10 protein-coding genes are annotated in these 12,405 nt (G+C 30.7%); 6 read left to right on the forward strand and 4 right to left on the reverse strand.

What is annotated here, in order from left to right:
- The first annotated feature begins 262 nt into the window (after positions 1–262).
- The 4 genes from KM029_RS20160 (at position 263) to KM029_RS20175 (ending at position 3,582) form a co-directional block, all read left to right on the forward strand.
- Positions 263–1,807, forward strand: a complete 1,545-nt coding sequence (locus KM029_RS20160; protein ID WP_144076652.1) for an SDR family oxidoreductase — start codon at positions 263–265, stop codon at positions 1,805–1,807.
- Between the two features lie 363 nt (positions 1,808–2,170).
- The gene (locus tag KM029_RS20165) at positions 2,171–2,587 is read left to right on the forward strand and encodes an STAS/SEC14 domain-containing protein (RefSeq protein ID WP_144076653.1); all 417 of its coding nucleotides are present in this window, start codon (positions 2,171–2,173) and stop codon (positions 2,585–2,587) included.
- 17 nt (positions 2,588–2,604) lie between these two features.
- Positions 2,605–3,015 (forward strand): hypothetical protein, encoded by a 411-nt coding sequence (locus KM029_RS20170; protein WP_144076654.1) that lies wholly within the window; start codon positions 2,605–2,607, stop codon positions 3,013–3,015.
- 15 nt (positions 3,016–3,030) lie between these two features.
- Positions 3,031–3,582 (forward strand): HD domain-containing protein, encoded by a 552-nt coding sequence (locus KM029_RS20175; protein ID WP_144076655.1) that lies wholly within the window; start codon positions 3,031–3,033, stop codon positions 3,580–3,582.
- Here KM029_RS20175 and KM029_RS20180 read toward each other — a convergent pair.
- From KM029_RS20180 to KM029_RS20195, 4 genes are all read right to left on the reverse strand, one after another.
- A complete protein-coding gene (locus tag KM029_RS20180) occupies positions 3,569–3,793 on the reverse strand; it encodes a hypothetical protein (protein WP_144076656.1) in 225 nt (74 codons plus the stop codon). The two genes, KM029_RS20175 and KM029_RS20180, sit on opposite strands and share 14 nt — an antisense overlap.
- 154 nt (positions 3,794–3,947) lie before the next feature.
- Complete coding sequence (locus tag KM029_RS20185) at positions 3,948–4,340, reverse strand: hypothetical protein (RefSeq protein ID WP_144076657.1); 393 nt, start codon at positions 4,338–4,340, stop codon at positions 3,948–3,950.
- Between the two features lie 246 nt (positions 4,341–4,586).
- Positions 4,587–5,123 (reverse strand): porin, encoded by a 537-nt coding sequence (locus KM029_RS20190; RefSeq protein ID WP_144076658.1) that lies wholly within the window; start codon positions 5,121–5,123, stop codon positions 4,587–4,589.
- 174 nt (positions 5,124–5,297) lie between these two features.
- The gene (locus KM029_RS20195; RefSeq protein WP_144076659.1) at positions 5,298–6,572 is read right to left on the reverse strand and encodes an adenosine deaminase family protein; all 1,275 of its coding nucleotides are present in this window, start codon (positions 6,570–6,572) and stop codon (positions 5,298–5,300) included.
- A gap of 318 nt (positions 6,573–6,890) precedes the next feature.
- Between KM029_RS20195 and KM029_RS20200 the strand changes: the two genes are divergently transcribed.
- Both KM029_RS20200 and KM029_RS20205 read left to right on the forward strand, forming a co-directional pair.
- The gene (locus tag KM029_RS20200; protein WP_144076660.1) at positions 6,891–7,913 is read left to right on the forward strand and encodes an efflux RND transporter periplasmic adaptor subunit; all 1,023 of its coding nucleotides are present in this window, start codon (positions 6,891–6,893) and stop codon (positions 7,911–7,913) included.
- A gap of 39 nt (positions 7,914–7,952) precedes the next feature.
- Complete coding sequence (locus tag KM029_RS20205) at positions 7,953–12,356, forward strand: efflux RND transporter permease subunit (protein ID WP_144076661.1); 4,404 nt, start codon at positions 7,953–7,955, stop codon at positions 12,354–12,356.
- Positions 12,357–12,405 lie beyond the last annotated feature (49 nt).

Below are 12,405 nucleotides of genomic sequence, written 5' to 3' on the forward strand. Positions count from 1 at the left end.
TATTTTCAGTTTATTGTTTAAACAAATAATTCCTATTTAAATGTAATTTATTTAGTTGAATTAACTACTATTTGAATCCGTATTTTAATCGGTAAATTCTTTAAAAGGAACACTAATAAAAGTGATATAAAGAAAAATATAAGGTATTTATAACTTCTGGAATTATATGATTACTAATAAAGTCTATTTATAAAAACTATTAACGATTTCAATTAGAACAATTCTGTATATTGCGACAAATTTTGCATATCTATCAAAAGTTATGAAAGAAGAGGACAAACAAATAGTAAGTATAAGCGATGTAGAGAATTGTGTTTCTACTATTAATACATTACTAGACGATATAAATCAGTTTTTTGAATTACCTGAACAAAATCGTATTGCTTTAATGAAAGCTGCTGGACGTTTAACACGACCAAGTAGAGAAGAATACGAAAGTCGTAGAAAGGATAAACGAAAAGCACAAAAACGTAAGGAGCAAGAAAGAAATAAGCATGCTCGTAAAGAAACGGGTATTCGAAGTGCTAGAGAAGCACAAGTTTTTGTCGCTCCAAAATTATTGGAATCTCTTGATATTCCTAAGGAGATGCCAAAATTGACAAAACCAAGGAACTGCTATGTTTGTAAAGCAGAATATACACAGTTACATCATTTTTATGATCAGATGTGCCCGGATTGTGGAGATTTTAACTATGCAAAACGTTTCCAAGGTGCAGATTTAACAGGTCAAATAGCAGTAGTAACTGGTTCTAGATTAAAGATTGGATACCACATTACTTTAATTATGCTTAGAGCAGGTGCAACTGTTGTTGCTACTACCCGATTCCCTGTAGATTCAGCAAATAGATTTGCCAAAGAAGAAGATTTTAAAGAATGGGGTCATCGTTTAAAAATTCATGGATTGGATTTAAGACATATTCCATCTGTAGAGATTTTCTGTAATTATATAGAGCAAAAGTACGGTAGATTAGATATTCTAATCAATAATGCTGCACAAACCGTTCGTAGACCTTCTGGCTTTTATGAACACATGATGGCTGGAGAGGAAATGCCTTTTGAAGCATTACCTACTGATACACAGACATTGCTTTCTGAACATCAGTATTGCTTAAATGAACTCTCTGATCTATCTCAAGGTAGTGAAAGTGCAAAAAATAGAAGATTACCTGTAAAATGGTCAACTTCTGAACCAGGTATTGGTATTAGAGCATCAGCAAAATTATCACAGATTCCATATAGCTTTGATAATTCTATTGCTACTAAAGAAGTTTTTCCAGAAGGTAAATTAGATGCAGATTTACAACAAGTTGACTTACGTACAACTAACTCTTGGAGGTTAAGAATTGGCGAAATTGAAACACCTGAAATGGTTGAAGTTCAATTGGTTAATTCTATTGCACCTTTTGTGTTATGTAACCGACTAGGTAAATTAATGCAGAAAGACAATACAGGTAAAAAGCATATTATTAACGTGTCTGCAATGGAGGGGAAATTCCATAGATTCCATAAAGAAGACCGTCATCCGCATACCAATATGGCAAAAGCTGCACTAAATATGTTAACTCATACTTCTGCTAGTACGCTTGCTAAAGATGGTATTTATATGAATGCAGTTGATACTGGCTGGGTAACTGATGAAGATCCTGCTCAAATTTCTAAAAAGAAACAAGAGGAACACGACTTCCAACCACCATTAGATATTGTTGATGGAGCTGCTAGAGTTTTAGATCCACTCATTGATGGAATAAACTCAGGTAAACATTGGTCTGGGAAATTCTTAAAAGATTACTTCCCTATTGATTGGTAAGTGAATAACCACATAATACAAAAACGGCTATCTAAATAAATTAGATAGCCGTTTTTATATGTAAACACCTTATTTATACTTTGAAAAAAGGGTAAAGAATCATAGTATAAATAAGGTGTTCCTATTAAATTTCAACAATGAGAAAAATTAAAATGATATTATCTTTTTAATTTTTGTTAATACAAATCTACACCGATTATATTACATATAAACTACCCAAAAGGGTAGTTTATATAATTTTTGGGAACTTTTTAATGTTAACAATGTATAGAATTATTCTACTAATTACTTTACCAATTGTGTGAATTCGATTACATCTACAAATTCTTATTTTATATTGTGTAAAATTGAAATACCTACTCTATGATTAACTTTGAAATAATTAGTGACGAAAAATATAATATTCTTTCTTGGAACCCAGTTCATAAGATACTTAAAACTGAATGGAATACTCCTATTGATATGGACGAAGAACTTTACAGAAGTGTAGTTCTTGAACATTTAAATACAACAAAAAAATATGCTCCAACAAGAATGCTTGTTGACACTCAGAATGCATATTATAATGTTGTTCCAGAGACCCAAGATTGGATTAATCAGAAATTTGTTAAGATAGTAGAAGAAATTAAACTTGAAAAAATGGCTTGGATTGTATCCGAAGACTTTTTTGCTCAAGTATCTTTTGATCAAGTTATGGACGATGCTAGTGAAGCTTCCCCATTCCAAATGAAACATTTCACTAATAGTCAAGAAGCTTTAGAGTGGCTTCTTATTGAATGACCTAATAACCAGTAACCATGTATTCTCAAAAATTATCAGAAGGTAGTTGTTATTCTATTTTATGGGATAATCAACTAGAAATACTAAAAGTCAATTTTAAAATTGATAGTAAAATCCTAAAAAATGATTTTAAAAAGAATTTTGTTTCCCAAATCGAAACAATTCAATCAAAAAAACCTAAAAAAGTAATTATCGATAACAACCAACAACAACATAAAATAATACAAGATTTACAATGGTGGATGAATGTTCAGTATGCCGAGGTTTTTCACAATTCTAGAACACAAAAATTGGCATGGATTGTATCTAATGATTTCTTACAAAAATATATTCTTTATAATATGATTACTCCTGAAGAGTTAGAAGGATTTCTTAAAACACAATATTTCTCTAAAGAGTTTGATGCAATTGAATGGCTAAAATTATAATTGTAACTTTATTGTATGATTTTTAAAGCAATACAATTTGCAGCTGATAAACATAGTGGGCAATTCAGAAAAGGCACAAATATTCCTTATATGTATCATTTGATGAATGTAATGAAAGTGTTATGTGATTTTGACTGCCCTGAGCATATTGTCACTGCAGGTATCTTACATGATGTTCTTGAGGATACCACAACTACGGTAGAGGAATTAGAAGAAAATTTTGGAAAGGAAGTTACCTCTATTGTAGTAAGCGATTCAGAAAGTAATAAATCTCTGCCATGGAAAACACGAAAGGAAATAACAATCCAAGAACTTAAAAGTGCTCCTTTACCTGCTTTATATGTTGCTTTTGCAGATAAGTACGATAATATTTGTGCAATAGATAGAGACTTTGCAGTTATTGGAGAAACATTTTGGAATAGATTTAATGCACAAAAAAAAGAGCAATTATGGTATTACTCTTCTTTATATGCAATTTTCTCTAATCGTTTGTCTTCAAGGAATAATCAACTAGATCATTGTCTAAATAAAATGGGCTCTATTATAGAAAGACTTATGCTTTCGTGAAAGTATATTCTTTATTATAAAGATCTGTTTCATATTTAAAACCAAATATTTGTTGAGATTGTATTAACCACTTTCTCATATCCATTTCTATAATTTGAGAATCTTCTTGGCTCCCATGATGTATGAAATCACTCATCAAAAATTCTACAGAAAAAGTTGCTTTTCCTTGTTCCGCTATCTTATCTAAGATTAATTTTATTTTCCCGTTCATTGTATTTATATATTAGGCTTAAATCAGCCTGCAAATATGTATTAAATGTTCAAATAATTATATCTCTGATAAGACATGTTTGCAATCAATCATTCTTTTTAAGAATTGTTCATAATTCTTGCAAATCGAATCAATTTATACTTTTAAACTTGTATCAAGTTCTCTTTAATACATCAAATCCAAAGCTACACCCAATAAGTAACTGAACTTGTGATTGATATTGGTATTGTTGCCTTGCAGATGGGTTTTCATTAATATGATTAAAGTAATTGCTATCTTCATCAGCATAAATACCAACAGCATGAAAGTTTATTCCTTTATCAACCCATGGTTTAAATTCCAAACCTATTACATAAGTCAGCATTAGTGAATACTGTATTTTCTCAGTAGTGTAATTATTGGGGTAAGTAACTTTAACTGCATCACTATCTGTATCAAAAGACACATCATCAATAATTAACTTAAAGAATGGTTGTAAATGTTTCCCTTGGAATTTAATTCTTATCGGAGCAGAGTAATAAGCCCCATTTTTATTAAAATTAGGCATATTTCGTGCAGTAATAAAATCAGTATCAATAACAAAAGGTTTAAGATTCCATTTTAAACCTACTGAAAAAGAATAAGGTAAACTATTAAAATAATTATATCCACTTAAAGTAGTAAGGTTAGTATAAACTCTAATTTTATCTTTAATTATATTCCCCCACCAGTATAAATTATATTGAAACGTTTGAATTTTTGTTACTTTCCCAGTAATTGAATCAGTCTCGACTGTTTTACATCCGTTTGTAATTTAACCACCTATTTGTTGACCTGATTTTGAAGTATATTCTGCATGTATGCCAGATTTCCATACACTAACATTACTATTTATATAAGAGTAACGATATACTTCGGAAGGCCAATACTGTTGTTCATTTGTTCCATAACTTTCAAAGAACTTACCTAGTTTAAAAATCCATCTTTGATTACTTGTTTTAAAATTTAAAGAAGCAACCTGAATATTATAGGGTATACCACTTTGATCTATACCTGTTTGATCAAAGACCTGACGAAAATCAAAACTTAAATTATTATTAATAGTACCGTTCAATAAAACTACAAGTGAAGACATTCTAAAGCTGGGATTATCATTAAATCCTTCAACTTCATTTCTATATTTTGTGATTTCATAATCAAACCTACCATTTACAGGCATACTTAAATTATTTATAATTTTTGACAGGATATTGTCTTTGTTTTTATTGATAGTTTGTGAATAAACAACAGGGTTAATATTTAAAATAAAAACTATGAATAAAATAGCTTTTAAGATTTTTATAGACTTCATTTTATAGGATACACTAAAGACTAATCATATATTTTTCTAATTATTTACAAAATCAAATAGCACATAACACACTAATAATCGGTACTTAAAAGACATAAATTAACAAAGTGAACCTTTATCAGAATTCACTTTGTTATAATTATACTTAACTATTTGATTGTATAAAGAAGTACTTTAATTATTTTTGTAAACCCAATCTTTAAGCTCCTTTAGGTATTTTTTCATTTCAGAATCAGAGATGAGAGCTGATCTAAAACTATTTTCTGCCCAAACAATTACATCCTCTTTGTCGTAATCATATTGATCGACCACTTCTTCATATACCTCAGCAAGTGTATATGAAGAACCCATTGCAGGTGTATCTGTATGTAGACTAGCTACAACATCATGTTCATAAAATAATTTGAAAGGGAAATTATCCCATGTAAACGTAGGTGCAATATCTCCCTTAGGGAAAACAAACTTTCCTACTATTACGTGAGGGCAATTTGTCATAGGGATCTTTTTATCAGCAATATGATCTACAAGTTCTAAATCAAATGATGCAAAATAACCATGATCAATGCGGTCTATATGCAATATATCTATTGCATCCCACATAGGTTTAACCAACTCTTTCTTATCAGGAGAAAAAGCTCTATTACCAAGGTGCATTGGTGCTTTGAAGCCTAAACTTCTTGCTAAATCTAAAACAGGTTTTACATCTGTAATATCAGGAAATATAGATAAAATTGAAATTCCCACAATAGCAGTTTCCTCTTTATATTTACCATAAGTTTCAACTTCCTTTTTAGCAGCATTTATTACGTCATGTGATAAAATATACGTCTCTCCCACATATCTTAAATCAATACCATAGTCTTCCTTTATTTGTTCTCTAGCTAATTTAAAACCTTCAAAATAACTGTCTAAATCAATATCTAACGCCGTAGATGCATTTGGGTAAGGGATATGGATTTCTGCATATTTTACATTACTTACAATGCCAGATCTTCTAGCCCATTCTACAACAACTTCTTTAACATCATCAGATGTCTTTATAACACTTTGAAATTCAGCTAAACGTTGAAAATACCCTCCCCAAAGTTCATCTGAAGGAGCATTAAATGGTGACACCGTCCAAGTTTTATCTGTAATTAGTTCTGAAGGAGTCGAATAACTCAATTCTACATTGTTCTTCTTTGCTAACTTTAGTGCCAAATCGGGATAGATTAAAGCCGAAAAATGAATATGTGTTTCTGCTTTCGGAATTATTCGAGTAAATTCTGATAGGCTTAACTCATTATGTTGAGCATTCACTTGAGTTGAAATATTTAGCATTAATACTACTAAAATAAGAGAAAAAATACCTTTTAGAGAGATGTTTTGAGTTACTGAGGTCAAACCTCTGATTTTATTTACAAAGAGAGATTTTTTAAGCATTGAGGGTCTAAAAACTGATTTATACATTGAATCGTTTTATTTAAGTTAGATGATTAAATTATTTAGTGATGCAAATTTAAGTCGTCAGATAAGAATAATCTCTTACTTATTGTTGGTACAAATGGTAAATAAATAGGTTAAAATAAATAAGCAGTTAATATTGATGTACTTTGATATTTTATAGCATGGGTTTAATAGATACAATTCAAGGCTTACTAATTAACATTATAAAAAAGGCAAATGATGTAGATTAATAATATCATTTTTGTGTTAGAAACTAATACCCAAAAGGTTGTATTACATATATTATTAGTTTAAATTTATTTAAATTATAACTCATCAATTATGTTCAAATTACAATTAACTACTACAATAGTATTACTGTGTTCACTTTTTTATATAACTAGCTGTAAAAAAGAAGTTAAAGAAAAAGAGGTTGTACAATATAAAGTCACCACACAAAAAATAGCAACAGAAACAATTCAATCCACAATAGAATTACTTGGTGATATTAAATCTGAAGGTCGACATGATTTATCTTTTTTAGTAGATGGAAAATTGATTTCTGTAAAAGTAAAAGAGGGACAGACTGTGAAAAGAGGGACAGTAATAGCACAACTGGATCAATCGGATTACAGAGAAGCCGTTAAGATTGCAAAAGCAAAATTAGAAGAAGCTAACGATCAACTAGGTAGATTACAAAAAATGTATGATGCAGGTAGTTTAGCTGAAGCTGACTATAAAAAGATTGTTTATTTACAACAACAAGCTGAATCGAACTACAAGATTTATAGAAATAAATTAAAGTACACAACACTTGTATCTTCTATAAGTGGTAAAGTGGCAAAGGTTTGGGTTAAAAGTGGTGGTGGAATATCACAAGGAGAACCCGTTGTTAGTATTATCGACAATAATACGGTGTATGCATCGGTTGGTGTACCAGAAAACAAGATCAATAAAATTGATTTGACTAAAGAAGCAAAAATTATTGTTGAAGCAACATCCGACACGCTTTATGGTGCTGTTAGCAAAGTATACCCTACTGCTTCTAAAATGACAAGAACTTTTCAGCTTGATGTTTTAATTAATAACAAAAACGACCTGTTTAAAGATGGAATGCTTTGTACAGTTGTTATAAATGTCAACAGTTCAGAAAATATTATCAAGGTACCACTGGATCATATAATTAATGATATTGATGGTATGAAGTATGTTTTTATCAAGAGGAATGATATTGCTAGAAAACAGCGTGTTTATTTAGGGGATATAGTTGGTAATGATATCATTATAGTGAAAGGACTATTTAATAATGATGAATTGATTATCAACCCTCCTTTAAAATTGATGGACGGTAATAAAGTCATCTAATAAAAAAATTACACTCAGAACAGATTTAACCTAAAATATATGTCGATTGTAAAATCAGCCTTAGATAATAAGCAGATTATATTAACAATAACATTCCTAATTGTAATGTACGGTGTTTATTCTTTACTGAATATGCCACGTAGAGAAGATCCTAAATTTAATATTAGAGAAGGTTTAATTGTTGCTGCATTTCCTGGTGCAAACAGTAGAGATGTAGAAATACAAGTAACATCTAAAATAGAAGATGTACTTTTTAGTTACGAAGAAGTAAATAAAGAAAAAACATACTCTAACTCTAGAGAAGGCGTACTATATATTGTTGTAGAATTACAAGATTACGTAACTAATGCAGATGTCTTTTGGTCGAAACTACAAGATAAATTAGCCCTCCTAAAATTATCAGAACTTCCCTCAGGAGTCATAGGACCTATTGTTCAATCCGACTTTGGAGATACGATTGCACTGCTTGTTTCTTTCCAAAGTGACAAGCGTGACAGCAGAGAAATTAAGAGTTATATAGATCAGCTTGCAGATAGATTAAGAGGAATACCTTCCCTTTCAAAAATTAAAAAACTTGGAAATAAAGAAGAATGCTATTATATAAATATTGATTACAGAAAACTTAGTCAGTATAAAATTTATACTCCACAAATTTATGCTTCTCTCCGATCAGAAAATATTATTGTTCCTAATGGTAATATAAAATTTGATAATAACCGACTTGGCTTTTTAAGTGGTAATTACTTTAGTACTAAAAAAGATATTGAAAATCAGGTAGTTGCCAAGGGTGCTAGTGGTCAAGTAATTAGGGTGAAAGATATTGCTGAGGTAAAAAGAGGTTATACAGAAGAAAATCAGAAAATTAGAGTAAATGGTGTAGAATCTATTCTTATCTCTATGGAGATGCAAAATGGCTTTAACATTGTAGACTTTGGTGATGAAGTAGACGAGGTAATTGCCTCTTTTAAAGAAACAATACCTTCTGATATTAGAATTGACAACGTTGTAAATCAACCAAAAAATGTAGACGAAAGCATTAGTGATTTTATACGTGAATTCTTTATTGCAATAGTTTCTGTTATAGTAGTAATACTCTTATTGTTACCGTTTAGAGTAGCTTTAATAGCTACACTTGCAATTCCAGTAACGGTTGCGTTTACATTTGGTATTTTAGATGGACTGGGTATACAATTACAACAAGTTTCTCTAGCTTCTTTAATTGTAGTATTGGGAATGTTGGTTGATGATGCCATAGTTATTGCTGATAATTATGTAGAGAAATTAGAAGAAGATATGCAGCCGTATGAAGCTGCATGGAAATCTGCTGATGAACTTAAAATCCCAGTTTTTACGGCAGGCTTAACAATTGCAGGTGCTTTTTTACCTTTGATAGCTTTATCTGGTGCAGTTGGTGAGTTTATTCATTCATTGCCAATTACAGTAGCTATTGCTATTAATGCATCGTATTTAATTGCAATGCTATTAACGCCTTATCTTTGCTACACCTTTATTAAGAAGAAATTTGAAAAGAAAGCAGATGGTAAGAAAAATCTATTAGATTATTTACAAGCCTTTTTTGATCATGCAATTGATACTTCATTTAAATTTCCTAAAACGCTTTTTGTTTTTTCAACGCTATCGTTTATTGTTGGTGGAAGCTTGTATTTTCTACTAAAACAAAAGCTATTTCCTGCTGCAGAAAGAGATCAGTTTGTTATTGAAATTAGAACAAAAGAAGGGGCATCTTTAGCGTATACAGATAGTATTACACTTGCAATAGAACAAAAAATCAAAGGAAATGATAAGTTAAAAAGTTATGCTTCTTTTGTAGGAACATCCTCTCCTAGATTTTATTACAATTATGCCTCTAAATTTCCGCAACAAAACTTATCTCAAATTTTAATTAATACAACTTCTATTGAAGCTACCGATGAATGGGTTGCTGAATTAGAGAATTCAATACCTAAGGCTTTTCCTACAGCATATATTCAAGTAAAGAAAATGCAACAAGGTACTCCATACGAAGCACCAGTTGAGTTAAGAATTAAAGGCAGGGATTTAACTACAATCAAAAAAATTGGTGAAGATCTAAAAGCAATTCTAAATGCTTCTCCTTATTCATATAACGTTACAGATGATAATTTTGAAAATCAGTTAAGTTTAGATATTCAAGCCAATAAAAATGTAGCTAACCAACTTGGGATTACAGATGCTACAATTATGCGTGAATTAAGTGCTGCGTATAATGGGTTAAAAGTTGGGTCGTTATGGGAAGGCAATACTGCTTTGCCAATTATAATGCAAGACGAAAACATTAAGGAAAAAGACATTAGTGCAATGCGTAATTTTTATATTACAAGTTCTATTACAGGTGCTAGTGTTCCTTTGGTAGAAGTTGCCACTATAAATCCAAGATGGTTTCCTTCTAACATTAAACATAGGAATGGTATAAAAACTTTAACGGTTCAATCTATGACGAAAAGTGATGTACTACCCTCAGAAATTATTAACTCTATAAGAGAGGAACTTGATAGTTACCAATTACCAGAGGGCTACTCACTAGAACTTGGAGGTGAAGATGAAAGTCAGAGAGAAACCTTTGAAGAAATGAACAAAGTAATTGTTTATTGTGTTTTCATTATCTTCTTAGTTATTCTAATTCAATTTAAAACCTTAAACCAAGTAGCAATTGTTCTTGCTGCAATCCCTTTAAGTGTTTTTGGAGCTTTCTTTGGACTTCTACTTTCAGGGTATCCGTTTGGCTTTACAGCCTTTGTTGGTTTAGCAAGTTTAGTGGGCGTATCTGTAAGAAATTCTATTATTCTTGTTGATTTTGCAAATGAACTAGTCATAAAAGAAGGTCACACTATTAAAGAAGCAGCAATTGGCGCTGGTAAACGTAGAATTAGACCTATTTTCTTAACTACAATGGCAGCAGCAATTGGCGTTACTCCAATGATTATTTCAGGTTCTCCGATGTGGGCACCTTTAGCAACCGTCTTGGCTGTCGGTTTAGTTTTCTCAATGTTTATGACTTTACTTACAATTCCCGTACTCTATTGGAAATTTGGTGAGACTGCTGCTTTGAAAAAACATATAGCAGGTGGAGCCGTACTCCTTGCTTTATTTCTTATTCCAAATCCATCTAAAGCCCAAGATGTAATCACATTAGATCAATGTGTAGAAAAAGCAAAAGAGAATAACCAACAGCTTCAATTAATTACACTAGAAGCTAAAAAGAAACAAATTGAAGTAGATAAAGTTAATGCTAATTATTTACCAACAGTTATGTTAGACGGTGGTATCTTTTGGTATTATCATACTGAACGAACTACTGACGTAGAAATTTCTATTAATGAGTTGCCTGTAATTGGTGGTATTCCTCCTATTGGTTTAGGAACAGAGTTTACACTTGCAGAAAATAATTCATTTATTGGAGTAGCTAACGTTGGAGTTTATCAACCCATCTCCCAATTATTTAAGATAAAATCTGGAAGTGAGGTAAAGCAGATCGACCAGAAATTAGTCTTGAATAAATACTATGAAGCTGAAAATAAAATTAGAGAAGGTGTCTCTAAGTTATATGTAGGTATTGCTATAGAAGAAGCTAAAAAAGAGGCTTATGATAAACAGATTGAACTGATTACTCAGAAATTAGAAAAGGTACAATCTGGGGTAGATGCGGGAGAAATTTTAGATGTATATGCCTTAGGTCTTAATGCTGATCTTTTAGATCATGAATCGAAATTAAAACAATCTGAAATTGATGCAGAAAAGTACAGACTTCAATTAAATACATTACTTAACTTTCCGCAAGATTCTCTTTGGAATGTAGCCAATGTAACTTATGATTCATTAGGGGTTGAAAGTCTTATTAATTTAGTACAATATGATTCTACATTAGTTGCTGAAAATTATAAAGTAAAAGAATCTAATTTAATGATTGAAAAAGCTGAAGCAGGATTAAATTATCATAAACGTCAGCATATCCCAGATATCTCTTTAACAGCACAAGGATTTTACTTTGGTAATGTTCCATTGGTGCCACAAACAAACGTTTTAATTGGTGCTACCCTTAGTTGGCCAATTCTACAATGGGGTAAAAAATCTAAAGATGTAGAAATTTCTAAAATTCAACTGCAACAAGCTCAAATTCAATTAGACGAAAATGAGCGAGAAGTAAATCAAGAATTAAATACTAAAATTCAAGAATTAAAAAATGCTCTTATAGTACTTAAAACTGCTAAAAAGGCTTTAGAATTTAGAAATAGAGAATTGAAAATTAAATCAGATGCCTATACAAATGGAATGCTTAGTTTTAAAGATTTTGCAGATACACAAGAAAAAAATCTTGATACTAAAACGCTTATTTTAAAAGCAACTTCCAATGTTATTGTAAAAGAATATGAATTACGGAATTTATTAAGGCTAGAAAATAACTAAAATAAAAAATCACCTCTTTGAAATAAAGAAGGTGATTTTTTTAAGCACA

The organism is Flammeovirga kamogawensis, from assembly GCF_018736065.1.
Classification (GTDB): Bacteria; Bacteroidota; Bacteroidia; order Cytophagales; family Flammeovirgaceae; genus Flammeovirga; species Flammeovirga kamogawensis.